This is a genomic window from Kitasatospora sp. NPDC050543 (assembly GCF_044457565.1).
In the GTDB taxonomy this organism is placed as follows: Bacteria; Actinomycetota; Actinomycetes; order Streptomycetales; family Streptomycetaceae; genus Kitasatospora.
The window spans coordinates 164,066-188,572 of record NZ_JBITGZ010000005.1 but is presented as its reverse complement, the minus strand read 5'-3'; the positions used below and the strand labels follow the sequence as shown (position 1 = coordinate 188,572).

Annotated in this window: 23 protein-coding genes; 12 read left to right on the top strand and 11 right to left on the bottom strand. The window is 72.5% G+C overall.

Annotated features, from left to right (window positions below; genetic code table 11):
- The first annotated feature begins 183 nt into the window (after positions 1 to 183).
- On the top strand, positions 184 to 435 hold the full coding sequence (locus ACIBH3_RS08390) for a hypothetical protein (RefSeq protein ID WP_396311130.1): 252 nt from the start codon (positions 184 to 186) through the stop codon (positions 433 to 435).
- Complete coding sequence (locus ACIBH3_RS08385) at positions 432 to 755, top strand: hypothetical protein (RefSeq protein ID WP_396311129.1); 324 nt, start codon at positions 432 to 434, stop codon at positions 753 to 755. The genes ACIBH3_RS08390 and ACIBH3_RS08385 overlap by 4 nt, the downstream gene beginning before the upstream one ends.
- 193 nt (positions 756 to 948) lie before the next feature.
- On the opposite strand, the gene ACIBH3_RS08380 is transcribed toward ACIBH3_RS08385, so the two are convergent.
- Positions 949 to 2,445: an MFS transporter gene (locus tag ACIBH3_RS08380; RefSeq protein WP_396311128.1), complete on the bottom strand. Its 1,497-nt coding sequence runs from the start codon at positions 2,443 to 2,445 to the stop codon at positions 949 to 951.
- 132 nt (positions 2,446 to 2,577) lie between these two features.
- Here ACIBH3_RS08380 and ACIBH3_RS08375 point away from each other — a divergent pair, with 132 nt between their 5' ends.
- A complete protein-coding gene (locus tag ACIBH3_RS08375) occupies positions 2,578 to 3,294 on the top strand; it encodes a TetR/AcrR family transcriptional regulator (protein WP_396311127.1) in 717 nt (238 codons plus the stop codon).
- A gap of 121 nt (positions 3,295 to 3,415) precedes the next feature.
- On the opposite strand, the gene ACIBH3_RS08370 is transcribed toward ACIBH3_RS08375, so the two are convergent.
- A complete protein-coding gene (locus tag ACIBH3_RS08370) occupies positions 3,416 to 4,384 on the bottom strand; it encodes a cytochrome c oxidase assembly protein (RefSeq protein ID WP_396311310.1) in 969 nt (322 codons plus the stop codon).
- A 677-nt stretch (positions 4,385 to 5,061) separates the two neighbouring features.
- Between ACIBH3_RS08370 and ACIBH3_RS08365 the strand changes: the two genes are divergently transcribed.
- Together ACIBH3_RS08365 and ACIBH3_RS08360 are read left to right on the top strand one after the other, a co-directional pair.
- Positions 5,062 to 5,460 carry a tyrosinase cofactor gene (locus tag ACIBH3_RS08365; RefSeq protein WP_396311126.1) on the top strand — a complete coding sequence of 133 codons (399 nt, stop codon included), beginning with the start codon at positions 5,062 to 5,064 and terminating at the stop codon, positions 5,458 to 5,460.
- Positions 5,461 to 5,512: 52 nt separating this feature from the next.
- Positions 5,513 to 6,340: a tyrosinase family protein gene (locus ACIBH3_RS08360; protein ID WP_396311125.1), complete on the top strand. Its 828-nt coding sequence runs from the start codon at positions 5,513 to 5,515 to the stop codon at positions 6,338 to 6,340.
- 90 nt (positions 6,341 to 6,430) lie between these two features.
- Here ACIBH3_RS08360 and ACIBH3_RS08355 read toward each other — a convergent pair whose 3' ends face one another.
- From ACIBH3_RS08355 to ACIBH3_RS08330, 6 genes are all read right to left on the bottom strand, one after another.
- Positions 6,431 to 7,456 (bottom strand): 6-phosphofructokinase, encoded by a 1,026-nt coding sequence (locus tag ACIBH3_RS08355; protein WP_396311124.1) that lies wholly within the window; start codon positions 7,454 to 7,456, stop codon positions 6,431 to 6,433.
- A gap of 284 nt (positions 7,457 to 7,740) precedes the next feature.
- Complete coding sequence (locus tag ACIBH3_RS08350; protein ID WP_396311123.1) at positions 7,741 to 8,469, bottom strand: type 1 glutamine amidotransferase; 729 nt, start codon at positions 8,467 to 8,469, stop codon at positions 7,741 to 7,743.
- Between the two features lie 44 nt (positions 8,470 to 8,513).
- Positions 8,514 to 9,776, bottom strand: coding sequence for a MurT ligase domain-containing protein (locus ACIBH3_RS08345; RefSeq protein ID WP_396311122.1), 1,263 nt, complete (start codon positions 9,774 to 9,776; stop codon positions 8,514 to 8,516).
- 326 nt (positions 9,777 to 10,102) lie between these two features.
- The gene (locus tag ACIBH3_RS08340; RefSeq protein WP_396311121.1) at positions 10,103 to 11,548 is read right to left on the bottom strand and encodes a GNAT family N-acetyltransferase; all 1,446 of its coding nucleotides are present in this window, start codon (positions 11,546 to 11,548) and stop codon (positions 10,103 to 10,105) included.
- A gap of 93 nt (positions 11,549 to 11,641) precedes the next feature.
- Positions 11,642 to 13,153, bottom strand: coding sequence for a pyridoxal phosphate-dependent decarboxylase family protein (locus ACIBH3_RS08335; protein WP_396311120.1), 1,512 nt, complete (start codon positions 13,151 to 13,153; stop codon positions 11,642 to 11,644).
- 133 nt (positions 13,154 to 13,286) lie between these two features.
- On the bottom strand, positions 13,287 to 14,420 hold the full coding sequence (locus tag ACIBH3_RS08330; RefSeq protein ID WP_396311119.1) for a hypothetical protein: 1,134 nt from the start codon (positions 14,418 to 14,420) through the stop codon (positions 13,287 to 13,289).
- A gap of 349 nt (positions 14,421 to 14,769) precedes the next feature.
- On the opposite strand from ACIBH3_RS08330, the gene ACIBH3_RS08325 reads away from it, so the two are divergent.
- The 4 genes from ACIBH3_RS08325 (at position 14,770) to ACIBH3_RS08310 (ending at position 18,693) form a co-directional block, all read left to right on the top strand.
- Positions 14,770 to 15,045 carry a hypothetical protein gene (locus ACIBH3_RS08325; protein WP_396311118.1) on the top strand — a complete coding sequence of 92 codons (276 nt, stop codon included), beginning with the start codon at positions 14,770 to 14,772 and terminating at the stop codon, positions 15,043 to 15,045.
- A gap of 121 nt (positions 15,046 to 15,166) precedes the next feature.
- The gene (glmS, locus tag ACIBH3_RS08320; protein WP_396311117.1) at positions 15,167 to 16,993 is read left to right on the top strand and encodes a glutamine--fructose-6-phosphate transaminase (isomerizing); all 1,827 of its coding nucleotides are present in this window, start codon (positions 15,167 to 15,169) and stop codon (positions 16,991 to 16,993) included.
- A gap of 161 nt (positions 16,994 to 17,154) precedes the next feature.
- Positions 17,155 to 17,811, top strand: coding sequence for an NADPH-dependent F420 reductase (locus tag ACIBH3_RS08315; RefSeq protein WP_396311116.1), 657 nt, complete (start codon positions 17,155 to 17,157; stop codon positions 17,809 to 17,811).
- Between the two features lie 138 nt (positions 17,812 to 17,949).
- Positions 17,950 to 18,693 carry a PIG-L deacetylase family protein gene (locus tag ACIBH3_RS08310; RefSeq protein WP_396311115.1) on the top strand — a complete coding sequence of 248 codons (744 nt, stop codon included), beginning with the start codon at positions 17,950 to 17,952 and terminating at the stop codon, positions 18,691 to 18,693.
- A 57-nt stretch (positions 18,694 to 18,750) separates the two neighbouring features.
- Here the strand turns inward: ACIBH3_RS08310 and ACIBH3_RS08305 are convergent, their stop codons facing one another.
- The 3 genes from ACIBH3_RS08305 to ACIBH3_RS08295 all read right to left on the bottom strand — a co-directional run bounded on the left by ACIBH3_RS08305 (position 18,751) and on the right by ACIBH3_RS08295 (position 20,586).
- Positions 18,751 to 19,383 (bottom strand): DedA family protein, encoded by a 633-nt coding sequence (locus ACIBH3_RS08305; RefSeq protein ID WP_396311114.1) that lies wholly within the window; start codon positions 19,381 to 19,383, stop codon positions 18,751 to 18,753.
- A 48-nt stretch (positions 19,384 to 19,431) separates the two neighbouring features.
- Complete coding sequence (locus ACIBH3_RS08300; RefSeq protein WP_396311113.1) at positions 19,432 to 19,626, bottom strand: DUF1918 domain-containing protein; 195 nt, start codon at positions 19,624 to 19,626, stop codon at positions 19,432 to 19,434.
- A gap of 132 nt (positions 19,627 to 19,758) precedes the next feature.
- Positions 19,759 to 20,586 carry a TetR/AcrR family transcriptional regulator gene (locus tag ACIBH3_RS08295; protein WP_396311112.1) on the bottom strand — a complete coding sequence of 276 codons (828 nt, stop codon included), beginning with the start codon at positions 20,584 to 20,586 and terminating at the stop codon, positions 19,759 to 19,761.
- Positions 20,587 to 20,840: 254 nt separating this feature from the next.
- On the opposite strand from ACIBH3_RS08295, the gene ACIBH3_RS08290 reads away from it, so the two are divergent.
- From ACIBH3_RS08290 to ACIBH3_RS08280, 3 genes are all read left to right on the top strand, one after another.
- The gene (locus tag ACIBH3_RS08290) at positions 20,841 to 21,257 is read left to right on the top strand and encodes a DUF3592 domain-containing protein (protein WP_396311111.1); all 417 of its coding nucleotides are present in this window, start codon (positions 20,841 to 20,843) and stop codon (positions 21,255 to 21,257) included.
- A 433-nt stretch (positions 21,258 to 21,690) separates the two neighbouring features.
- On the top strand, positions 21,691 to 22,122 hold the full coding sequence (locus ACIBH3_RS08285; RefSeq protein ID WP_396311110.1) for a hypothetical protein: 432 nt from the start codon (positions 21,691 to 21,693) through the stop codon (positions 22,120 to 22,122).
- 218 nt (positions 22,123 to 22,340) lie between these two features.
- Positions 22,341 to 24,374 carry an APC family permease gene (locus ACIBH3_RS08280; RefSeq protein WP_396311109.1) on the top strand — a complete coding sequence of 678 codons (2,034 nt, stop codon included), beginning with the start codon at positions 22,341 to 22,343 and terminating at the stop codon, positions 24,372 to 24,374.
- The last annotated feature ends 133 nt before the right edge of the window (positions 24,375 to 24,507 follow it).

Sequence of the window (24,507 nt, the reverse complement as noted above, 5' to 3'; positions counted from 1 at the left end):
GTGTACCCCCTGCGGGCTCTCGGATATGAGCGGTTGAACTGTCATACGCCAACGCTTGGTGACGGGTCGGTCACCAGGCGAGACTCATTGTGCACAGCCGAGGGGGCTTCATCCCTGCTTCTCCGGAAATCCCATGGTTTGGGGGCACTTCGTGCAGCATGCCCAGTACGACAGGAGGAGCGCGTGGGCGCTCGAACGAACGGTGCGAACTACCTGCCTCGCGCGGGTGAGCTGGTCCGGGACAACCGGTCCGGGCGCAAGGGGATCTACATGGACACACAGGGGGGTCAGTACTACCTGCGTCCCGAACGCGGAGGCCGCGAGTGGACGGTGGACCCCGCGCAGGTCGCTCCGGTGCCCGACGGTACCGACCTGAGCGCCCGGCCCGCCGCCCGCGATCAGGCCTCCCGTCCGAACGAGGGGCGGGTCGGGTGAGGGGCGAACGGGCCGAACGGATGGCCCGGCTGGCCCGCCTGGCCGCGCGACCCGGCGTAGTGAACCCGCAGGTGCAGGCCGCCCGCCTCGCGCTCGTCCGGGCCTTCGTGCGGGCGTGCTGGCTGGTGATGCTGCTGGTGTACGTGACGCACGCGCGGGTCCGGCTGAGCAGGACGACGGCCGGCTTTCGCATCTCGGCTGCCACGCCGGCCGACCCGGCCGTCCAGCTGACCGTCCTCGCCGTGCTGGAGGCTGCCGACCGCTTCGGCCACTCCACGCGTACGGGCGTGTGGTGCGAGGTGGACGGCCGTACCGGTTGATCGGCGGTGCTGCTCGCCCGGCGAACGAGCTGACACGGGTGAGCAGTTGCAGCCTGGGCGGACCGAGTGAACCGAGCGTCCGCTTCCTCCGCTCCGACGGCAACGGCGAAGCCGGCCACGCCGTCCCCGGGGGGCGATCGTGCCGGCGGTCGCTGCCGAGTTCCTCGCGCGGGAGTGGGACGGGCCCGAAGGCTCAGCTCTTCTCGGTCGGGCGGGCCTGGCGGGGGATCAGGAAGGCGGTCAGGAAGGCGACGGCGAGGGCGGCGCTCGTCAGGCCGAGCGTCCAGCCCGTCGCGTGCTCGAAGCCGTCGGAGGTGGCCCGGCCGAAGAAGGCCGTACCGAGCACCGCGACGCCGATCGAGCCGCCGAGCTGCTGCGCGGCGTTGAGCACGCCGGAGGCTGAGCCGGTCTCGTGGTCGTCCACGCCGGCCAGGGCGATGTCGAAGAACGGGGCCATGATCAGGCCCAGTCCGAAGCCGGTGACCAGGATGGCGGGGGCCAGCTGCCAGCTGGTCACACCGGCGGACCACTGGGCGGTGCTCGCCCAGATGCCGAGCACTCCGGCGCCGGCGATCACCATGCCGGCGTGCAGCACCCGGCGGCCGTACTTCGGGGCGAGGACTCCGCCGGAGAGCACCGCGCCGACGACCAGGCCCAGCGAGAGCGGGATCATCGTGAGCCCGGCGTGCAGCGGGGTCCAGCCGAGCCCGAGCTGGAAGTAGAGCGTCAGGCAGAGCAGCAGGCCGGACATGGCGGCGAACAGGCCGAGCCCGGTGGTCAGGGCGGAGGTGAAAGCGCGCTTGGTGAACAGCGAGGGCTCGACCAGCGGCGAGCCGCCCCGGCGCAGGACGCGCCGCTGCTGGCGGGTGAAGAGCCAGAGCAGGGGCAGCGCGGCGGCCATGGAGAGGTACGTCCAGAGCGGCCAGCCGAGCTCGCGGCCCTGGACGAGCGGGTAGATCAGCATCAGGACGGCGGCACTGAGCAGCAGCACGCCCACCGGTTCGATCCGGGCGCCGGTGCGGGCGTTCGCGTCGGCACCGGCCTTGGCGCCGAACCCGGCGTCGGCGTCGGCGGGCAGGAACCGGGCGCCCGCCAGGACGGCGGCGATGCCGAGCGGCAGGTTGATCAGGAACACCATCCGCCAGCCGGTGCCGAACCAGTCGGCGGAGGTGAGGTAGCCGCCGAGGGTGGGGCCGAACACCGAGGACAGGCCCATCACCGGGCCGAACAGGCCGAAGGCGGTGCCCATCTCCTTCGGCGGGAACATGGCCTTGATGATGCCGAGGCCCTGCGGGATCAGCAGGGCGGCGAAGACGCCCTGGGCGGTGCGGGCGCCGATCAGCAGGCCCGGTCCGGTGGCCGCGGCGCAGAGCAGCGAGGCCGCGGTGAAGCCGGCCGCGCCGGTGACGAACAGGCGCTTGCGCCCGTAGAGGTCGCCGAGCCGGGCGCCGGTCACCAGCAGGACGGCGAAGGCGAGGGTGTACGCGGCGGAGATCCACTGGATCTGGGACTCGCTGCCGCCGAAGGCGCGCTGGATGGCGGGCGCGGCGACGTTGACGATCGTGGTGTCGAGCAGGTCCATCACCTCGGCGACGAGGATCACGGCGAGAGCGCACCAGCGCCAGCGGTAGAGCGCTCCGGGTGCCGCCTCCCCGGGGGCTGCTGCGGTCTCGGCGAGTTGTGCGGTCATGGGCTCGGCGCCTCCTGGCGAACGTCGTTCGTGCTGAACGAACGGTGTTTCTTGTGACGAACACCGTTCTTCCATGGAACGGCGTTCGTGTCAAGTAGTCTGGGTCCTGTCGACGACCACGGAGGTATCCACGTGACGACTGCCGCCTCGCGCTCCAGCTGGCCGGACCCCTGGCCCGGCCGGGAGAAGGCCGTACCCAAGCGCCGCCCGCTCAGCCGTGAGCGGATCGTCGAGGCCGCCCTCGCGATCATCGACAGCGAGGGTCTGGACGCGCTGAGCATGCGCCGCGTCGCCCAGGAGCTCGACACCGGCGCGGCGAGCCTCTATGCCCACGTCAGCAACAAGGACGAGCTGATCGAGCAGGTCCTCGACCTGGTGCACGCGCAGATCGAGCACGAGGAGCCCGACCCGGAGCGGTGGCAGGAACAGATCAAGGATCTGATGCGCCGCGGACGCGCCGCCCTCATCTCCCACCGCGACATCGCCCGCGCCGCCGTGCTGGCCAACGTGCCCACCACCCCGCACGCCATGGACACCACGGAGGCGATGCTGGCGATCCTGCGGGCCGGCGGCCTGGACGAGCAGACCGCGGCGTACGGGGTGGAGCTGCTCGGGCTCTACGTCACGGCGACGGCCTTCGAGGAGTCCAGCCGAGCCGGCCTCACCCAGGCGGACTTCGAGGCCTACACGGGCGGGGTGCGGGAGTACTTCTCCACCATCCCGGCCGACCGCTATCCGATGATCACCTCACTGGCGGGGGCGCTGACCCGCAGCGTGGGCGACGAGCGCTTCGAGTTCGGGCTGGACATCCTGGTCGCCGGTCTCGCCCGCACGTCCGGGGGCAGGTGACGCGCTGACCGCCCGGCGCGCCGACGCTCCCCGGGCATGCCGAAGCCCCGGGCATGACGAAGCCCCCCGTCCCGCGGACGGGGGGCTCGGGGCCCGGAGGGCTCTGTGGTGGGCGCCGCGGTCAGCCCGTCTTGGGTGCCGGGCCCCGGCCGCGCCTGTCCAGCGAGGCCAGGTACTCGTTGTACGCGGTCAGCTCGGCGTCGCCGTTGCGGTCCTCGGCCCGGTCGCGGCGCCGGGCCTGGCGCTCCTCGGACTTCATCCACTGGAAGACCAGCGCGATCAGCACGATCGCGGTCGGGATCTCACCGAACGCCCAGGTGATCCCGCCGGCCAGCTTCTGGTCCTCCAGCAGGTCCGTCCCCGGCGGCGCGCCGGCCACGGTGAAGGTGGTCACCAACTGGTGGCTCGCCATCATCACGGCGACCCCGAAGAAGGCGTGGAACGGCATGCCCATGAACAGCTCGATGATCCGCAGCACATGGCCGGGCCGGTGCGGGCCCGGGTCCACGCCCATGATCGGCCAGAAGAACAGCAGGCCGGCCGCCAGGAAGTGCACCATCATCGCGATGTGCCCCAGCCGGTACTGCATGAGGAAGTCGAACAGCGGGGTGAAGTACAGCCCGTACAGGCTGGCGATGAACAGCGGGATGGTGAACGCCGGGTGCGAGATCACCTTGACGTACCGGCTGTGCAGCAGCGCCACCAGCAGTTCGCGCGCACCGCGCGGGCGGCCCTTGCCGGCCGGGCGCAGCGCGCGCAGCGCCAGCGTGATCGGCGCCCCCAGCAGCAGCAGGATCGGCACCAGCATGGAGAGCACCATGTGCTGGATCATGTGGGCGCTGAACAGCACCATGCCGTAGTCGTTCAGCCCGGTGCAGGTCACCAGGATCACGGCGCCGACACCGGCCGCCCAGCCGATCGCCCGACCCACCGGCCAGCGGTCGCCGCGTCGCCACAGCCGTGCCACGCCGGCGCCGTACAGGCCCAGCGCCAGCAGGCCGCCGATCAGGAACACCCAGTCGGGGGACCAGCTGAGCACCGCGGAGAAGGAGAACGGATCGAGCGCCTCCATGCCGCCGTGGTGGTGCATCCCTGGCATTCCGTCGCCCATCGGCGGGTTCCTGCTTTCCATCCGCGCGGGCCCGAGCGGGTCCGGTTCGTCCGTTTTGCTTCGGCGTACAGCCTAGGCCGGGCTTACTTCGATCTTGCCGCCGCCCCCGGAGCCGGCACGTGACCGGCGCGGGCCCGGCGGGCTGGCGGGTGGACGGACGGAGGTGCGGGACGCACGAGCGCCGGGCCAGGGCCGCATTCGGGTCTCCCCTGCCGGCACACCCCGCACCGACCGACACAGGCCGTCACCGGTCGTTTCCGGCCTGCGACATCGGGCCATCCTCCGTGGGTGAGCCACGTCACCGGGGGCCGGGAACGGCCGCAGATTCTGTCGACCGTAAGCGAATCGACGGCATGATCTTGCGTTGACGCCCGGGGCGAGGTGTGCGCCCGGCAGCATATTGCCCCGGTCGCGGGCGGGTGCTCCGGTGGCGAATGTCCGGAATCCCGGACAACCCTGCCCACCCCGCCGTTCGGCTGTACCGGGCCGCTCGGAGGTCCTGCGAGCATGAGGCCGCGCTGATCGATCATGAAATATGCCAGCGGCACGTCCGTCAACCGATCGGCGGCCGGGCGGTTCTGACGATCAGCCAGTCCTGAGAACTGTTCTTCGCGCGCTTCGCCACCCCGGGAGCGCGCGCCAGAGGGGGTACAACCATGTCCGAAGTCACCCATGCCTCGGAAATCACACGACGGCGCATGCTCCAGGGCGCGGCCGTCGCCTTCGCCGCCGCCACCGGGACGGTGGTGCTCGGCGTAGCCGGGCCGACCAGCAAGCCCGCCACGGCCGCCGACCCCGGCGCGTCCGACGAGTTCGACGAGGTCTACCGCAACCGGCGGATCCAGGGCCGGCCCACGCACGGCACCGGCGAGCACCACCACGGGGGCGCCGGCTACACCGTCCTGATAGACGGCCAGGAACTGCACATGATGCGCAACGCGGACGGCACCTGGATCAGCGTCGTCAACCACTACCAGACGTTCAACACGCCCCGCGCGCTCGCCCGCGCCGCCGTGCAGGAGCTCCAGGGCGCCGCCCTCGTCCCGCTCACCTGACGGTCTGCACCGACCGCATCTCAGACCGTTCACAGCTCACCGAGGGGGACTCATGGCAGTCCGTAAGAACCAGGCAACCCTGACGGCGAAGGAGAAGCGCGACTTCGTCAACGCGCTTCTGGAGCTCAAGCGCTCCGGCCGCTACGACACCTTCGTCAGCACCCACAACAGCTTCATCGTCAGCGACACCGACAACGGCGAGCGGGTCGGCCACCGCTCGCCGTCCTTCCTGCCCTGGCACCGCAGGTTCCTGCTCCAGTTCGAGCAGGCGCTGCAGAGCGTCGACCCAGGTGTGACGCTCCCGTACTGGGACTGGACGGCCGACCGCACCCCGACCGCCTCGCTCTGGGGCCCGGACCTGCTGGGCGGCAACGGCCGCAGCAGCGACGGCCAGGTCACCACCGGGCCGTTCGCCTTCAGCGGCGGCAACTGGCCGATCAACGTCCGCCCCGACAGCCGCAGCTACCTGCGCCGCGCGCTCGGCAGCTCGGTGGCCTCGCTGCCGACGCGGGCCGACGCCGAGTCGGTGCTGGCGATATCCGTCTACGACGCCGCCCCGTGGAACAGCGCCTCGGACGGCTTCCGCAACAACCTGGAGGGCTGGCGCGGCGCCAACCTGCACAACCGGGTGCACGTCTGGGTGGGCGGTCACATGACCACCGGGATGTCGCCCAACGACCCGGTGTTCTGGCTGCACCACTGCTTCATCGACAAGCTGTGGGCCGAGTGGCAGCGCCGGCACCCGGACCAGGGCTACCTGCCGACCGGCGGCACCGCGAACGTGGTCGACCTCAACGACACGATGAAGCCGTGGAACGACACCACCCCGGCGGACATGCTCGACCACACCGGCCACTACACCTACGACACCGGCTTCTGATCCGGCCGCCGCAGGCGACGGGGGGAGTGAAACGGGCCCGGGGCCGGCGCGATCGCCGGCCCCGGGCCCCGTGTTCCGCCGCGTCTGGGCTCAGATGACGGTCTCGGCCTCGAGGTAGCGCTCACCGGGGACGGTCTTCAGCTCGGCGACCGCCTCGGCCAGCGGCACCAGCTTGATGCTGGTGCCGTGCAGGGCGGTGATGTGGCCGAAGGCGCCCTTGTGGACGGCCTCGACGGCGTGCCAGCCGAAGCGGGTGGCGAGCACCCGGTCGTACGCGGTGGGGGTGCCGCCGCGCTGGGTGTGGCCGAGGATGACCGGCTTGGCCTCCTTGCCCAGGCGGTGCTCCAGCTCGCGGGAGAGCTGGTTGGCGACACCGGTGAAGCGCTCGTGGCCGTAGATGTCCTTGACGCCCTCCTCCCAGTGCATGGTGCCGGGCTCGGGCTTGGCGCCCTCGGCGCAGACCACGATCGCGAACTTCTTGTTCCGGTCGAAGCGCTCGCGGACGACGGCGGTGAGCTTGTCGATGTGGAACGGGCGCTCGGGCACCACGATCGCGTGGGCGCCGGCGGCCATGCCCGCGTGCAGCGCGATCCAGCCGGTGTGGCGGCCCATCAGCTCGACGACCATCACGCGCTGGTGCGACTCGGCGGTGGTCTTCAGCCGGTCCAGCGCCTCGGTGGCGACCGAGACGGCGGTGTCGAAGCCGAAGGTGACGTCGGTGCACGCGATGTCGTTGTCGATGGTCTTCGGCACGCCGACCACCGGCAGTCCGCCGTCGCTCATCAGTTTGGCGGCCTTGAGCGTGCCCTCGCCGCCGATCGGGATCACCGCGTCGATGCCAAGGTCCGCGCAGTACTTCTTGGCGCGCTCCACACCGTCGCGCAGGTGGCTCGGCTGGACCCGGGAGGAGCCGAGGATCGTCCCGCCCTGAGCGAGGATGCCGCTCACCGAGTCCAGGGTCAGGGGGCGGTGCACGCCCTCCAGAAGACCGCGCCAGCCGTCCTGGAAACCGATGATCTCGTCGCCGTGGTCGACCACCCCCCGGTGGACCACGGAGCGGATCACGGCGTTGAGGCCGGGGCAGTCACCGCCGCTGGTCAGCACACCAATACGCATTGCTTTGCAACTCCCGAGCAGAACCGAGGAACGGCCGGACTACCAGGCTGGGACCACCGGCCGAAATCTGGACAAGCGTCCGAAACCGGCCGTGGGGTCGAGCATAGCGGCCCCTGCCTCCGGCCGGGCAGGAGCCGACGCGGGAGCGGCGCCGTCGGCGCCCCCGCGCACAAGTGCGGCCGGCCGCCGAGGAGGGTGTGCGGCCGATGCCCCATTGTCGTACGTATTCGGTTGTCGGTGGGCCGGGTGCCCGCGATGCGGTCACCCGGCCGGTCAGGATCCGGTCACGCGGGCTGGCGGGCGGCGGCGATCCGCTCGGCGCGCAGCGCGTCGTACCAGGTGGTGTCGGCCGGCGGCAGGGCGTTCACGTCCAGCGCCAGCTTGATCAGCATGTCCGCGACCGCGGGGTTGCGGGCCATCACCGGGCCGTGCAGGTAGGTGCCGAAGACGGTGTCCCGCCAGGCGCCCTCGGTGCCGTCGCCGGTGCCGTTGCCCCGGCCCGCCGTCACCGTGGCCAGTGGCTGGACGCCCTGGCCGAGGTGGGTGACACCCTGGTGGTTCTCGAAGCCGGTCAGCTGCGGCAGGCCCAGGCGCGGGTCCACGTCCGCGAGCACGTCGCCGACGCAGCGGGCGCCCTCGCCACGGGTGGACCAGACGTCGAGCAGGCCCAGGCCCGGCTCGCGCTCGCCCAGGTCGTTGATGAACTCGTGGCCGATGATCTGGTAGCCGGCGCACACCGCGAAGATGATCGCACCGTTCTCGGCCGCCCTGGTCAGACCGGTGTCCTGGCGCAGCCGCTCGGCGGCCAGCCGCTGCGGGCGGTCCTCACCGCCGCCGATCAGGTAGATGTCACCGCTGGTGGGCACCGCCTGGTCGGAGCGGACGTCGATCCGCGTCACGCCGAGGCCGCGCTGGCGCGCCCGGCGCTCGACGACCAGGGCGTTGCCCCGGTCGCCGTAGGTGCTGAGGAGGTCCGGGTAGACCCAGACCAGCCGCAGGCTGCTCTCACTCATCCTCGAAGACCTTCCGTTGGGGACGCCGTTTCCTGGAGTCGACATCAGCTCGCCACGACCTTCCGCAGCTGCTGGAACGCGGTGTAGTTGGCGATCGCCTCGATCCGGCCCGGCGGGGCCATCCGGACGGCCTGCTCCAGCGAGTCCACGACGTGGAACTGCAGGCCGGCGACCTCCAGGCGCACCGCCAGGTCCAGCTTGCGCTGGCCCATCACGAAGACGGGGTGCCCGGCGAGCCGCTCGTAGTCCACGTCCCACAGCCAGGAGGTGTCGGTGCCGTCCGCGTCCAGCGCGTTCACCGAGAGGATGACCGGCGCCGGCGGGCCGTCGATCAGCGAGAACGTCTCCAGCCAGCCGGCCGGGTTCTTCGCCAGCAGCAGCCTTATGTCGCGGCCCTGGTACTGCACCACGTCGTAGCGGCCGGCCACCGCGCTCACCGACTGCATCCGCTCCAGCGCGGTCTGCGGCGCGACGCCGAAGACCGCGGCGACGGCGGCCGAGCTGGTGGCGTTGGCGAGGTTCGCCCGGCCCGGCAGCTGGAGCTGGATGGGCCAGGCACCGCGCTGCGGGTCGATCACGTGGGTGCCCTGGAGCGCCCAGTGCGGCTGCGGACGGCGGAAGCCGCAGTCCTGGCAGAACCAGTCGTCGCCGGGGCGCTGCATCACACCGCCGCAGGCGGGGCAGGACCAGGCGTCCTCCTTCCACGCCTGCCCGGCGGCCACCCAGACCACCTTCTTGCAGGAGGACGCGGCCCAGGTCACCAGGGGGTCGTCGCAGTTGGCGATGATCACGGCCTCGGAGTCCTTGAGACCCTCGCGCCACTTCTCGGCCATCATCCGGGTCTCGGCCGCGCGGTCCAGCTGGTCGCGGGAGAGGTTCAGCAGCGCGATCGCCTTCGGGCGGGTGTCGCGGGCGACGCCGGCGAGGTACTTCTCGTCGACCTCGATCACGCCGAAGCGGGCGTCCGAGCCGCCCGCCAGGGCGGAGGTGATGCCGGCCGGCATGTTGGCGCCGAGCGCGTTGGAGACCACCGGGCCGGCGGCGCGCAGCGCCTCGGCGATCAGGCGGGTGGTCGTGGTCTTGCCGTTGGTCGCGCTGACCAGCACCACGTCGAGGTGGTCGGCGAGGGTGGCGAGCAGGTCGGGGTCGAGCTTGAGGGCGATCTTGCCGCCGATCACCGAGCCGCTGCCGCGGCCGGCCTTCTGCGAGAGGGCGGCGGCCACCCGGCCGGCCGTGACCGCGATCTTGGCACGGGCGGGCAGCGAGCCGTCGCGTGCGCCTGTGGCCTCCGTTTCGGTGCCTGCCATGCTCAGTGGTTCCTCCTTGCTGCGGCACCGCCCGTGGCCGGATAACGGACCGTCGGGCGGCGGGGACGGGGCCAGCCTACCGACTCCGCGCCCCGGCACCGAGCTGCGGACCCGGTGCTGCCAGCCGGGACGCCCTGGCCGGCGCCCTGACCCGCCCTCGGAACCCGCTCCCGTACACCCGCTTCGGCCGTACGCGGACGGGGTGCGCCGCCTGCGGCGGACAGCGCGCCCGGGCCTGCCGGGCGGCCGCCCACCGCCAGGAGCGGGAAGCCGGCCCGGCCGGCTTCCCGCTCCGGCGGCCCGGGGGCCGAGCGGGCTCAACGGGCTCAGTGGGCGCGGCGCCCGGGCCAGGGGACGGGCAGGGCGTCGGCGGCCTCGGCGAGGTGGGCGGTGATCACCAGAGTGCCGTCCTCGACCTGGTAGTCCAGCGGGGCGGCGAGCTTGCGCATGGTGGCGATCAGGCCCGAGTTCGACGCGTGGGTGATCGCGTACACCGACTGCACCCCGGCCTCCAGGGCCAGCGCGGACATCCGCCGCATCAGGTCCAGGCCGAGCCCGCGCCGCTGCCAGTCGTCCTCCACCAGGACGGCCACCTCGGCGCTGTCGTCGTCCCACATCAGGTGCCCGAGGGCGACCAGCTGCCCGTCCGCGGCCTCCACCGCGAGCGCCTGGCCGTGCCGGGCGTCCAGCAGGTGCTCCAGGTAGCGGTCGGCGTCCCGGACCGGCCCGTGGTAGCGCTTGCGCAGGGTGTCGGTGGAGCAGCGCCGGTGCATGGCCAGCGCGGCCTCCTTGTCGCCCTGGTCGGCGCGCCGGACGGTGAGGTCGGCGCCGGCGGGCAGGGTCAGCCGGGCCTTCACGTTCGGCACCCGGGGGCCGAGCAGGGTGTCCAGCTCCACCAGCGCCTGCGCCCGGGCGAACTCGGTCGGCGTGAACGGCAGGTGCGGGCGGGTGAGCTCGATGAGGTCCCCGGAGGGGACGGGCAGCCGCATCACATGGCCGTCCGCCCCGGCGGCGGTGCGCCGGCCCGCGCCCGGGTACTGGCGGATGGTGCACTGCCCGAACAGCTGCCGCAGCGCCACCGGCAGCTCGGCCGCGTCCAGCGCGGTGCGGGTCGCCAGCGCGAGGACGTGGGTGGGCACGTCCACCAGGTCGTGCGCGTCGGCCGGGTCGGTCCAGATGTCGTGCCCGCCGGCCGACGCCACCGCCTTGACCAGCTCGGCGCGGGTGAGGGCGAGCGGGGCGCGGACGAAGAACTCGTCGACGGTTCCGCTGGGCAGTGGGTGCGACTGCATCGAGATGATGTTGATCCGCTGCGCGGCGAAGGCCGTGCAGACCCGGGCCAGGCTGCCGGGGGAGTCCTCGACGGTGGTGCGCACCCGCCACAGGGTGGTCTGCTCGAAGTCGTGCAGCGGGCCGGTCAGCTGCGCCGGGCCCTCGCCGGGCGGCGCGGGCGCGTCGGGGGCCGGCGGCCCGTGCAGCTGGTGGCGGTGTGCCCACCAGCTGTGGAACAGCGCCGTGGCGAGCAGCGCGGCGGCCGAGGCGGCCAGTACCAGGGGGCCGTCGGGGCCGTGCACCACGATCTTGGCGACCAGGTCGGCGGCGGTGACGGAGAGGAAGATCGCCGCGAGTTCGACGGTGTCGCGGCGCCAGCGGTGGACTCTGGCACCGCGACGCTCGGCGCGCGAGGGGGTCGGGGCGGCGGTCGTGGATGGGGTGTCCCGGGCGGTACCGGTGGTCGGGGCCAGGGACCGGTCGTGCGTCAGATCGTCCATGCCATCAGGCTGCCGGGCCGGTGTTTCGTGATCACGAACCCCTCGTGACCTGTCGGTAAAAGTCTCCCGGAGCGATCCGAACGTCCGTCCGGGTCAATGGTTCGTCAATTCGGCCCCGGCGGCCCGTACTTCCGCCAGCAGCAGCTCCAGGTCGGCCTCCGTGGTGGCCGCGTTGAGCAGACAGGCCCGGAGCATCTCGCGCTCCGCCAGGCGCGCGCCGGTGACGAAGACCCGCCCGCGCAGCTGCACCGCCACCGGCAGCTCCCGGTTGACGGCGTCCACCGCCTCGGGGGCCAGGCCCGCCGGCCGGTAGCGGAAGGCCACGATCGAGGTCTGTACGGGCGCCAGCAGCTCCAGTTCCGGATCCGCCTCGACCAGCTCGCCGAGCCGGCGCGCCAGCGCGGTGCAGCGGGCGATGTCCTCGGCGATGCCCTGCCGGCCCCGGTGCGCGATGGTCGCCCAGACCTTCAGGGAGCGGAACGGGCGGGTCTGCTCCATCCCGTACTCGGAGAACCAGCCGAGCGCCCCGGCCGCCTCGTCGCGCAGGTAGGAGGGGACGAGGCTGAAGGTGCCGCGCAGCTCGTCGGTGTCGCGCACCAGCGCGCAGCCGCAGTCCACCGGCACACCGAGCCACTTGTGCGGGTCGAGCGCCAGGGAGTCGGCGCGCTCCAGGCCGGCGTAGCGGTGGGCGATGGCCGGGTCGAGGACGCCGAAGGCGCCGTACGCGCCGTCCACGTGCAGCCACAGCCGCTGCTCGGCGCAGAGGTCGGCGATCGGGTCGAAGGCGTCGACCGCGCCGGTGCCGACCGTGCCGGCGGAGGCGACGACCAGGAACGGCAGCAGGCCGTCGGCGCGGTCCCGGGCGATCGCGGCCCGCAGCTCGGCGACGTCCAGCAGCCCGCTCGCGTCGGCCGGGACGGTGCGCAGGTGCCGGCTGCCCAGGCCCAGCAGCTCGGCGGCCTTGCGGACGCAGGAGTGGGTCTCCCCGGTGGCGTAGGCGACCAGCGGCGGCATGCCCGCGAGGCCGTCCTCGCGGACGTTCCAGCCGGCCAGGCGGGCGGCGCGGTTACGGGCGGCGGCGAGGCACAGGATGGTGGCCATCGAGGTGCCGGAGGTGAGCAGGCCGCCGCCGGCGGGGTGCGGGAAGCCCACCAGCTCGGCGATCCAGCGCACCACGGCCCGCTCCAGGTGGACGTCGGAGTGGTCGCCGCCGGCCGAGCTGGGGTTCATCGCGGACGCGGCGAGGGTGGCGAGGACCCCGGCGGGGGCGGGGGCGGAGTTGACCCAGCCGAAGAAGCGCGGGTGGCCGTTGCCCATGGGGAACGGCAGCATCCGGTCGCCGATCTGCTCCAGCAGTCCGGCCAGCGGCACGCCGCTCTGCGGCAGCGGCGCGTCCAGCAGCTCCTGCCGGGCGGCGGGGGCCATCGGCTGCCAGACCGGGCGGGTGGGCAGTGCGTGGAGGTAGTCGGAGACCAGGTCGGCGGCGGCGTGGGCGGCGGCCCGGAACTCACCGGCGGTGCCCGCCCCGGCGGGGCCCGCCTCGCGGGCGGGTGGCGTCGCCGGCTTGCCGGCAGGGACGGTGAGGTGGTCGCGGGAGGGGCTCATCGGTGCGGCTCCGGCAGGTGGGGGGCCTGGTGGCGCGACATCCTCGGCGCACCCGGGTGAGCCGATCCTACGGCGGTACGCGCAGCGGCCCCCGCCGTGGGGCGGGGGCCGCTGCGCAGGGGATCGGCGGGGGTCAGTCGAGCGTGGCGGAGAGCCCGCCGGCCGAGCGGCAGTAGCCCTGGATCTCCTTGTTGGTGATCTTGGCGCAGAGCCGGGCGGCCGCCCCGCCGTCGGTGTAGTTGACGGTGTAGTAGCTCACCAGGCCCTCCGCGCAGGCCCGGCGCTGCGAGCCCTCGGAGGCGGTGGCGCACTGCTGGGCGGCCCAGTCCTCGCGGTCCAGGTTGTACTTCATGGTGCGCGAGCCCACGCCCCGGCTGCAGTCGGTCGACCCCCCGCCGGCCTTGGCGTTCAGGCACCACTTGAGGGCCTCGGCGAACACCTCGGGGTGGTTGGCGTAGTCGTGCGAGCTCAGGTAGAAGGTCGGCGCGTAGAAGTAGCAGGCCGACTGGAACAGCGCGGGCTGCTCCGGGCACGGGTAGAGCGGCTCGGCGGCGATCTTGTCGGCGGGCAGGTTCGCCTTCGCCTTCTCGTCCTCCTCGTCCGGGCCGAAGAGCTGCATGAACAGGCCCTCGGAGCAGCGGATCTTGTTCTGCTCGGTCGGGAACTTGTTGCACAGCGCCCGGGCGGTCGGGACGTCCTGCTTGGCGATGAACATCGTGCCGTGGCCGACACCGTGGATGCACGGGCCGGTGTTCTTCGGCGCGCACAGCTTGAGCAGGTCCTCCTCCGGGGTCTTGGAGGCGGCGAGCATCTCCTCGACCGCGCCGTGCAGATAGCCGGCCGCACAGGTCTCGTGCGGGTAGGAGATGACCTTCTGGAAGTCGGCGTTGAAGCGCTTGACCGCCGCGTGCCCGAGCTCGTGCGCGATCGGGTGGCAGAACCGCACCGTGTAGGGCTGCGCCTTGGTGATCTTGTCGAGGTCGGCCAGCGCGACCCCGGGGTCGGTCTGCTCCATCTCGGTCATCAGCTTGTTCCGCAGCGTGCTGCGGGTCCACACCGCCGGGTCGCCGGTCGGGGTCGCCGAGGCGCTCTGCGTACCGGCCGGCTTGGCGGTGCCGCCGGGCTCGCCCGACGCCGTGCCGGCGGGCTGCTCGACGAGCGCCGCCGAGGCGGCCGGAGCGGGCGTCCAGTCGGTGACGGCCACCGACCCCAGACCCAGCACCCCCAGGAGGAGCGCGGTGAGAATCGCGAAGATTCGCGGTTGCATGACGAGATCCCCCGGCGGATCGAGACGGACGGTTCGCTCCCCATCCTGACGGCATCGGACCGGAAGTCCTGGTTTCTGACCGCCATTCGGGAGGTGTCGGCGACGCTACCGCACGTCCCACCGGCTCGATGAGGCGGGTTCTGCCAGGTCACCGCGGCCCCTGGTGCGGGTGTCGGCGCAGGTCCGTGGGCGCCGCTGCGGAGAATCGCCCGTTCGACCCGTTTCCGGACGGTTCCGGGGGTGTCTCGAAGGTGTCTCGGCAGCATCCGTGGGCCGAATGTCTGAAGATCTGCCCGATTTCGGGCAGGATCTTTGATCCCGGCCGTCTCGCCGCCTAGGCTCCTCACTCGTGCCCAGCTCTCCGCATCCCCACGAGGACCTGCTCGCCCACCTCACACGCACCAGCCAGCTGGGGCCGAGGGAGGCCGCGCGGGTCGTCGCGGAGGTGCTGGCGTACTTCTCCGAGAGCACCGAGGAGTACGTCCGCCGCCGCCACGGCGAGCTCCAGGCGCGCGGACTCACCAACGAGAAGATCTTCGCCCGGCTGGCGGAGGAGCTGGCCGCGCGCCGGGTCGCGGCGCCCGAGCTGTCGGCCCGTCAGCTGCGCCGGATCGTCTACGGCTGAGCGGCACCGCTCGCCCCCGAACCTGTCTCACCTGTTTCACCCGCCTCGCCCGCTTCACGCGCTGGACCCGCCTTACCCGTTCGATGTTCTGATGACCTGACTGATTGAGGAGCCTGCGCCCATGTGCGGAATCGTGGCCTACATCGGCCCCAAGGATGCGACCCCCTTCCTGCTGGAGGGCCTCCAGCGGCTGGAGTACCGCGGCTACGACTCGGCCGGCGTCGCCGTCACCGGCCGCACCGGCGGCCTCAAGCTGCGCAAGGTCAAGGGCCGGGTCGCGGACCTCGCCGCCGCCGTACCCGCCCGCTTCAAGGGCACCACCGGCATCGGCCACACCCGCTGGGCCACCCACGGCGTCCCGAGCGACGCCAACGCCCACCCGCACCTGGACAACGCCGAGCGGATCGCCGTCGTCCACAACGGCATCATCGAGAACGCCGACGAGCTGCGCGCCCGCCTCACCGCCGACGGCGTCACCTTTCTCTCCGAGACCGACACCGAGGTGCTCGCCCACCTGATCGCCGCCCACACGGCCGAGGGCACCGAGCTGGAGGACGCCGTCCGCGCCGCCCTCGGCAAGGTCGTCGGCACCTACGGCATCGCCGTCGTCGACGCCGAGCAGCCCGACCGGATCGTCGTCGCCCGCAACGGCAGCCCGATCGTGCTGGGCATCGGCGAGAAGGAGATGTTCGTCGCCTCCGACGTCTCCGCCCTGGTGCGCTACACCCGCCAGGTCGTCCACCTGGAGGACGGCGAGCTCGCCACCGTCCGCGCCGACGGCTTCCGCACCTTCACCGAGGACGCCCGCACCACGCACCGCCAGCCGTCCACCGTCGACTGGGAGATCGACTCCTACGACACCGGCGGCTACGAGCACTTCCTGCTCAAGGAGATCCACGAGCAGCCCGGCTCGGTCGAGCGCACCCTCAGCGGCCGGCTGGACGAGCGCTTCGCCACCGCACACCTCGGCGGCCTCAACCTGGACGCCCGCGAGCTGCGCGAGATCCGCCGGGTGAAGATCCTCGGCTGCGGCTCGGCGTACTACGCCGGAGAGATGGGCGCCCAGCTGATCGAGGAGCTGGCCCGCATCCCCGCGCACAGCGAGCCCGCCTCCGAGTTCCGCTACCGCAATCCCGTCATCGAGGCCGACACCCTCTACGTCGCGGTCAGCCAGTCCGGCGAGACCTACGACACCCTGGCCGCCGTCCAGGAGATCAAGCGCAAGGGCGGGCGGGTGCTCGGCGTGGTCAACACCGTCGGCAGTGCCATCGCCCGCGAGGTCGACGGCGGCATCTACCTGCACGCCGGGCCCGAGATCTCGGTCGCCTCGACCAAGGCCTTCACCTCCACGGTCGTCGCCTTCGCCCTGCTGGCCCTGCACTTCGGCCGTATCCACGACCTCTCGCCCGCCGACGGCCGCCGGATCGTGGCCGGCCTCAAGGCCCTGCCCGGCCAGATCCGCGAGATCCTCGACCAGGGCGAGGAGATCGCCCGCCTCGCCGAGGAGTACGCGCACTGCCAGGGGATGATGTTCATCGGCCGCACCCGCGGCTACCCCGTGGCCCGCGAGGGTGCGCAGAAGCTCAAGGAGATCAGCTACGTCCACGCCGAGGCGTACCCCGCCAGCGAGCTCAAGCACGGCCCGCTCGCGCTGATCAGCCCCGAGCTGCCGACCGTCGCCCTGGTACCGGACGACGAGCTGCTGGACAAGAACCTCACCACGCTCGGCGAGATCAAGGCGCGCTCCGGCCGGGTACTGGCCGTCGCCCACCGCACGCCCGAGACCAAGCTGGCCGACCACTGCATCCTCGTGCCCAAGAGCGAGCCCGAGCTGGACGCGCTGCTCCTGAACATCCCGCTCCAGCTGCTCGCCTACCACGCGGCGGTCGCGCTCAAGCGGGACGTGGACAAGCCGCGCAACCTCGCGAAGAGCGTCACGGTCGAGTAGCCGGCCCAGCCGGTGCCCACGCCCGGCCGCCCTCCCGATCCGTCGAGGGGGCGGCCGGGCGTGGGGACTCGCCGCCGCTCGGGCGCGGATCCGCTGTGCGCCCGCGCCCTGCTGACGTATGGTCAGCCTGCTCGCAGGGGGCGACAGACGGGAGAAGCGCGATGCGGTTCGGAATCATCGGTACGGGCGCGGTCGGCCGCACACTGGCGGACAAGCTCGTCACGCTCGGCCACGAGGTGGCCATGGGCTCGCGCACCAAGGACAACTCCGCCGCCACCGCCTGGGCCGACCAGGCCGGCCCGCACGGGCGCAGCGGCACCTTCGCCGAGGCGGCCGCCTTCGGCGAGATCCTCGTCAACGCCACCGCCGGCACCGTCTCGCTGAAGGCGCTGCGCGCGGCGGGCGCCGAACACCTCGCGGGCAAGATCCTGATCGACGTCTCCAACCCGCTGGTCTTCTCGCCCGAAGGAGAGGCCAGCCTGGACCCGGTGAACACCGACAGCGTCGCCGAGCAGATCCAGCGGGAGTTCCCGGACGCCCGGGTGGTGAAGGCGCTCAACACGCTCAGCGCCCCGGTCATGGTCGACCCGGCCCGGGTGCCGGGGGAGCACAACCTCTTCGTCGCGGGCAACGACGCCGAGGCGAAGGCCGAGGTCGCCGCCCTGCTGGAGCAGTTCGGCTGGCCGTCCGGCGCGGTACTGGACCTCGGTGACGTCAAGGGCGCGCGGGGCATGGAGATGCTGATGCCGTTCTGGCTGCGGATGATGGGCCACTTCGGTTCCACCGACTTCAACTACGCCTTCCGCTCGGCCGGGTAGGCGAGGGCGCGCGGTCGTCGGGCCACCCTGCGGCGGGATCGCCCGGCCGGTGCTGACGTGCCGTCACCACCGGCCGGGCGATCCCGCCTAGAGTCTCTGGCGGAACACCCGACCCGTCCGCCAGAGAGAGGGCCACCGATGAGCGAGCAGGCACCCCAGCCGTACGAGCCGGTCAACGAGGACTGGCAGACCGCGCTGGCGGTCGTCGCACACCCCGACGACATGGAGTACGGCGCGGCCGCGGCCGTCGCCCGCTGGACCTCGCAGGGCAAGCGCGTCGTCTACGTGATGGTCACCAGCGGCGAGGCGGGCATCGACTCGCTCGAACCCGAGCAGTGCCGGCCCATCCGGGAGGCGGAGCAGGTCGCCTCGGCGGCACTGGTCGGCGTCGACGTGGTGGAGTTCCTCGGCCACCAGGACGGCGTGCTGGAGTACGGGCTGCCGCTGCGGCGGGACATCGCGCGCGCCGTGCGCCGGCACCGCCCGGACATCGTCATCACCACCAACTTCCGCGAGACCTACGGCGGAGTCATGCCCAACCAGGCCGATCACATCGCCACCGGCCGGGCCACCCTGGACGCCGTCCGCGACGCGGGCAACCGCTGGGTGTTCCGCGACCTGACGGCCGAGGGCCACGAGCCGTGGAACGGCGTACGGGAACTCTGGGCGGCGGGCTCGCCGGACGCCCGGCACGCCGTGGACACCACCGACTTCTTCGACGCCGGGGTCGCCTCCCTCAAGGCGCACCGGGCGTACCTGGACGGGCTCGGCGGGGCGATGGGCAACGCGGAGGAGTTCCTGGAGGGCATCGCCCGCGGTGCGGGCGGCCGGCTGGGCGTGCGCTACGCCTCGACCTTCGAGGTCCTCCCGCTGCAGTTCTGAGCCGCGGGCGGCGCCGGGCCGGTCATCGCGCGTGTCCCGCCCGGCGCCGGTCCGCGCTCACTGCCCGGCCCGGCGCCGCCGGAGGTGGCGTACCAGCGCGCGGGCGCCGACGGCGGCCAGAGCCACGCCGACGGCGATCAGCAGCCACAGCTGGTAGCGGACCAGCTTCTCGTAGATCACCCCGATGTTGGCGCCCGCGAGGTACCCGAACGCCGACCAGACGCCGACCCAGAGCACCGCACCGAGCACGTTGAACGGCATGAACCGCCGCCAGCCCATCTCGGTGGTGCCGGCGATGATCCCGTTGGTCTGGCGCAGCCCGTCCACGAAGCGGGCGACCGTGACGATCTTGCCGCCGTGCCGGTCGAAGAACCCGTCGGCGCGCTCCATCCGGGCGGGGGTGAGCAACACGTACCGGCCCCAGCGGTGGACGAAGGCGCGGCCTCCGGTGGCGCCGATCAGGTAGCCGAGACTGTCGCCGGCGATCGCCGCCGCCAGGGCGATGGCGATCACGGCGGGCAGGCTCAGATGGCCACTGCCCGCGTAGACGGCGGCCAGCACCAGGATGGTCTGGCCCGGTGCCGGGATGCCGCAGTTGTCCAGCAGGACCAGCACCGCGAGCGCCGCGTACCCGTAGTCCTCCAGGAGCGGGGCGAGGCCCGCCAGCGGGCCGGGCAGGGGCGCGGACACGCTAGCGCACCGCCCCGCGCCGGGGCGGCACGGGACGGCCGGCTCGTGTCAGCTGTTCTTCTCGCTGTGCTCGACGAGGCAGTCGGGACCGGGGTAGATCAGCCCCTCGTGGCCGTCCGTGAAGCGCACCAGGTACGGCGGCTCGCCGTTGGGGCCGCGCACCTCGGTGATCTCGCCGGTGCGGTCCACCATGCCCACCGCCCTGCTGTGGATGTGGAGCTGGTCACCTACCACTGCATGCACGATCTGCTCCTTAGGTAGTGACGGCTGTCTTGGGTGCCGACAGGGCCGCTGCCGTGGTCCGGGCAGTTGTCCTGTCTCCACTGTGCTGCCCGACGGGTGAGCCCGCAACGGGTTGCCGCGGTCAGGGTCCGTCTAGTCCCGGTCGGAGTCGAGCTGGTCGGCGAGGTAGCAGCGGAGCATCCGCTTGCACTCGGCGATCAGCGTCGGGTCGCCGTCCGGGTCGGCGTGGAAGGCCAGCTTGAGGACGGCGTCCGCGCTCTCCAGGCAGACCCGCAGGGCCAGCGTCAGCGCCGCCGGGTCGGCGCAGGCGAGCAGCTCGGCGCCCCCCAGGGCCTGGAGGCGCAGGGCCACGGCGGTGTTGTTGTCGAGCCTGGTGTCGAGCAGGTGCTCGTCGTCCTGGAGCCCGGCCGGCGCGCCGCCGGCCAGGCCGAAGTCCACCTGGCCGAAGCCGGGCACGGCCCGCTTCATGGCGATGAACTCCTCGACGGCCAGGTCCACGAAGCCCGCCACGCCGGGCGGCGCCTCGGCGGTCAGGCGCCGGTCGAGGCGGTCGAGGTAGCGGTCCAGGTTCCGGCCGGCGAGGGCGGCCAGCAGGCTCTCCTTGCCGGAGAAGAACTGGTAGAGCGTGCCGATCGGTACGCGGGCGCGGCGGGCGACCTCCTTGGTCGTGAGGGCCGCCGTGCCGACCTCGTCGAGCAGTTCCGCGCAGGCGTCCAGGATCCGCTCGAAGCGCTCCTGGCTGCGCTGCTGGACCGGTCTGCGGCGTGCCGGGCCGGCCTGGGCGCCGCTGCCGCCAACCGGTCCGGTGGTACCGGCGGGCTGGTCCTGCCGTTGGGAGTGGGCCGTCGTCATACCCGTGCGGCCCGCGCCGCTGCCCGCGTGGCCCGGATCGCCCGCGCTGCGCCGGCCGCCCTGGAAGTTGTGGGGATCCGAGGGGTCCTGGCTGTCCGCATGGCCCAACTCTGCCGCATCCGGTGTTCCCCGGGCCAATCACCGACATGAGCCCCGCTCGCGTTCTCCCCTGAGGCCGGGCCCGTCGCCCGGCGAGGCGTCGCGGCCCGCCGCACCCGGCTGACACCGCCTCGCGCGCCGGGGCAGACTGGGAGGGGGACTCCCGACCCGCACCCGTCGGCCCGGGGAGTCGGCCCGGGGAGTCGGATCGGGGAAGTTGGATCGGGGAGCCGTACGCACCCGTCGGAGCAGGGAGGGCCGCGATGGATGTCGCCCTGTTGGCGCCGCTGGCCGTGCTCGCGGGGGTGGGCGGGCTGGTCGCCTACCTCGCGGGCGCGGTGGGACTGCGTGACACCCGGCGGCTGCGCCGGGTGGGCGTGCCGGTACAGGCACTGATCAGGTACCGCTCGGCGGCGGCGGGGGACCTGACGGGGTCCGCGCGTCCGCTGCTGCAGTTCACGACCATGGACGACGCCGTGATGGAGGTCTTCTCGCCGGTGCCCGCGGGCCGCTCGCAGCCGCTGCCGGACGGTGGGCAGGTGTGGATCAGCTACGACCCGGCCGATCCCCGGCAGGTCGCGGTCCGCGGGCGTGAACGGGCCTGGCTGGACCTCGTGTTCCTCGCGCTCGGCGCCGCGGCGGTGCTCGGCGCGGTGGTCCTGCTGCTGCTCGCGGCGTGATCGGCGCCCCGCGCACCGCTCAGGCCGCGCCGCGTGCCGGACCCGCCGGCCTGGCGGCTCAGCCGAGGCCGGGGACGAACTGGACCAGCCGGAATTGACACCGGGTTGGCGGCCGGGCGGTGAACCTCGACGGCGCCCTGACGCGGGCGATCCCCGAATGTCCTGACAAATCGCCAGAAACGCACGGCTCCAGGACGCCCCGGCAGGCGGCCGCGCAGCGTAAGGGATCCGTTGGGATCAGGGCCCGCCGCATCAGAGTCGCGTCAACGACGCGTTGATCCCGGCTGCCTGGCGGCTTAGCTGAGAACGCCCGCACATCGAAGAGGAAGGCCGGGCCTGGATGTGAGCCGCCGGGTCGGGGGTGCGCACCACCGCCGCATCGTGGTGGGAGTCAGCGGCTCGCCGGCGCCGGCGAAGCGAGGAGGCGTGTTCCGTGCGGATGTACTCCGCCCGCCCGGGCGGTGACCGCTACCGACCGGTACTCGACCGCCTGCCGGTCGCGATGTCCGGTGCGGTGGCCCTGGCCGGCGCCGGCGGCCTGGCGTTCGGCCTGTCCTGTCTCGGTGAGCTGCGGGCCACCTGGTTCGCGTTCGTGGCCTACACCGCGCTCTGCGCCGTGCTCGGCGGATTCTCCCGGCCGTGCTCGGCGCCGCTGATCGCCGGCGCCGCCTGGCTGTTCCACAACGGCTTCGCCGAACACCGCTTCGGCGCCCTCGGCTGGTCCGGGACCGGCCCCGAAGTCCTCCACCTCGCCGTGTTCGCCACCGCCGCGGCGGCGACCGCCCTGCCCGTCGCCCTGCCCCGCCGACGGGTGCGCACGGACCTGCTGCGCAAGCCCGATCACACGCGGACCTCCTGGCAGTGACACTACGAAATGACCGGAATGTTCTCATATGACTGATTCCGTGTGCCGACCTTGACGATCCCTTAACGGGGCGCCTTAACGCCCCCGGGTGACCCGTGATGGGTAAGATCAAACAGTTCTGACCTGCGGAAATGCAAGTGATGGACGGCCGGTCGCAGGCGGATTCGATGCTCCGGGGCCGGCTTGTCCTAACGCCTGCGGCGCATACGCTCGCCCATGTGTTCAATCTGCCCCAGGCGCTGAAGCGCCTCGTGATCGGCAGGGCGATGCGCAGCGAGGAGCTGGGTGAGACCCTGCTCCCCAAGCGCCTGGCCCTGCCGATCTTCGCCTCCGACCCGCTCTCCTCGGTGGCCTACGCCACCCAGGAGATCCTGCTCGTCCTCACCGTGGGCGGCACCGCGTTCCTGTACCTGACCCCGTGGGTCGCGGCCGCGGTCGTCGCGCTGATGGTGGTCGTGGTCGCCTCCTACCGCCAGGTCGTGCACGCCTACCCCAGCGGCGGCGGCTCCTACGAGGTGGTCTCGCGCAACCTCGGGCCGTCCTCCGGGCTGGTGGTCGCGGCGTCGCTGCTCGTCGACTACGTGATGACGGTCGCGGTGTCGGTGGCCTCGGGCGTCGACAACATCATCTCCGCGCTGCCCAGCCTGGCCGACTACCGGGTGCTGCTGGCGGTGGGCTTCGTCGCGCTGCTGATGGCGATGAACCTGCGCGGCGTACGCGAGTCGGGCAACGCCTTCGCCGCACCGACGTACCTGTTCATCGGCGCGATGCTGCTGATGATCGCCACCGGGCTGGTCCGGGTGCTGTTCGGCGACGCGCCGGTGGCCGAGAGCGCCGCGTTCGGGGTCGAACCCGAGCACGGCAAGGACGCGCTGGCGGGCCTGGGCCTGCTGTTGCTCGGCCTGCGGGCCTTCGCCTCCGGCTGCACCGCACTCACCGGCGTCGAGGCGATATCCAACGGCGTCCCCGCCTTCCGGGCCCCCAAGTCCCGCAACGCCGCCACCACCATGGCCGTCATGGGCATCACCGCGGTGGTGATGTTCGTCGGCGTCACCGCCCTGGCGCTGATCGCCAAGGTGCACTACGTCGACAGCGCCTGCCAGCTCACCGGCCTGCCCACGGACTGCACCGGCTACACCCAGCAGACCGTGATCGCCCAGCTGGCCGCATCCGTCTTCGGCGGCAGCGACAGCATCCTCTTCTACGTCATCCAGGCCGCCACCGCCCTCGTCCTCATCCTGGCCGCGAACACCGCCTTCAACGGCTTCCCGCTGCTCGCGTCGATCCTGGCCGAGCACCGCTACCTGCCCCGGCAGATGCACACCCGCGGTGACCGTCTCGCCTTCTCCAACGGCATCATCGCCCTCGCCGTGGTCGCGGGCGGCCTGCTGTGGCTGTACAAGGCGGACGTGACCAGCCTGATCCACCTCTACATCCTCGGTGTCTTCACCTCCTTCACGCTCTCCCAGATCGGCATGGTCCGGCACTGGAACCGGGTGCTGGCGAGCGAGGGGGACGGCGCGGTGCGCGCCGCCGCCCACCGCTCCCGGGTGATCAACGGGCTGGGCGCGGTCACGACGGCGCTGGTGCTGGTGATCGTGCTGCTGACCAAGTTCACCCAGGGTGCCTGGCTGGCGGTGGTCGCCGCGGTGCTGCTGTGGCTGATGATGCGCGGCATCCGCCGCCACTACGACGCCGTGGCCGACGAGCTCGCCGTGCAGGACCCGCGCGAGGAGTCGGTGCGGCCCTCGAAGGTGCACGGCATCGTCCTGGTCTCCAAGCTGCACAAGGCCACCCTGCGGGCGCTCGGCTACGCGGAGGCGTTCAGCCCGGACACCCTGGAGGCGGTCACGGTCTCGGTGGAGCAGGACGACACGCGTGAGCTCGCCGCGCGCTGGCAGGAGTTCGACGTCCAGGTGCCGCTGAAGGTGCTGGACTCCCCGTACCGGGAGATCACCAAGCCGGTCGTGCAGTACGTGCGGGAGTACCGGCGCAGCAGCCCGCGGGACGCGGTCGCGGTGTTCATCCCCGAGTACGTGGTCGGCCACTGGTGGGAGCACCTGCTGCACAACCAGTCCGCCCTGTGGCTCAAGAGCCGGCTGCTGTTCACCCCCGGCGTGATGGTGATCAGCGTGCCCTGGCAGCTCTCCTCCGCACCCCGCGCCGACCACCCGGCCCGCCGTGCCCCCGGCGCGGTCCGCCGCGGCGAGCCCACGCCCGCGCGCGGCGCACGCGAACCCGAGCGGCTCTGACCCCGCTCGCGCAGACAGGCTGCGGCCCCGGACAGCCCACGCTGTCCGGGGCCCGCCACATTTTCGGACAACCTCTGGTCTCGGATGAATGAAGCATGCATCAAGGCGGCGTCAAGGTTCCAAATCCACCCGT

Bases quoted from the DNA above. Each gene is read 5' to 3' on its own strand.
- ACIBH3_RS08340 (WP_396311121.1), bottom strand. From the start codon at position 11,548: ATGGACGATCTGACGCACGACCGGTCCCTGGCCCCGACCACCGGTACC.
- ACIBH3_RS08310 (WP_396311115.1), top strand. From the start codon at position 17,950: ATGAGCGAGCAGGCACCCCAGCCGTACGAGCCGGTCAACGAGGACTGG.
- ACIBH3_RS08355 (WP_396311124.1), bottom strand. From the start codon at position 7,456: ATGCGTATTGGTGTGCTGACCAGCGGCGGTGACTGCCCCGGCCTCAAC.
- ACIBH3_RS08370 (WP_396311310.1), bottom strand. From the start codon at position 4,384: ATGCACCACCACGGCGGCATGGAGGCGCTCGATCCGTTCTCCTTCTCC.
- ACIBH3_RS08290 (WP_396311111.1), top strand. From the start codon at position 20,841: ATGGATGTCGCCCTGTTGGCGCCGCTGGCCGTGCTCGCGGGGGTGGGC.
- ACIBH3_RS08380 (WP_396311128.1), bottom strand. From the start codon at position 2,445: ATGACCGCACAACTCGCCGAGACCGCAGCAGCCCCCGGGGAGGCGGCA.
- ACIBH3_RS08335 (WP_396311120.1), bottom strand. From the start codon at position 13,153: ATGAGCCCCTCCCGCGACCACCTCACCGTCCCTGCCGGCAAGCCGGCG.
- ACIBH3_RS08360 (WP_396311125.1), top strand. From the start codon at position 5,513: ATGGCAGTCCGTAAGAACCAGGCAACCCTGACGGCGAAGGAGAAGCGC.
- ACIBH3_RS08315 (WP_396311116.1), top strand. From the start codon at position 17,155: ATGCGGTTCGGAATCATCGGTACGGGCGCGGTCGGCCGCACACTGGCG.
- ACIBH3_RS08365 (WP_396311126.1), top strand. From the start codon at position 5,062: ATGTCCGAAGTCACCCATGCCTCGGAAATCACACGACGGCGCATGCTC.
- glmS (WP_396311117.1), top strand. From the start codon at position 15,167: ATGTGCGGAATCGTGGCCTACATCGGCCCCAAGGATGCGACCCCCTTC.
- ACIBH3_RS08330 (WP_396311119.1), bottom strand. From the start codon at position 14,420: ATGCAACCGCGAATCTTCGCGATTCTCACCGCGCTCCTCCTGGGGGTG.
- ACIBH3_RS08350 (WP_396311123.1), bottom strand. From the start codon at position 8,469: ATGAGTGAGAGCAGCCTGCGGCTGGTCTGGGTCTACCCGGACCTCCTC.
- ACIBH3_RS08345 (WP_396311122.1), bottom strand. From the start codon at position 9,776: ATGGCAGGCACCGAAACGGAGGCCACAGGCGCACGCGACGGCTCGCTG.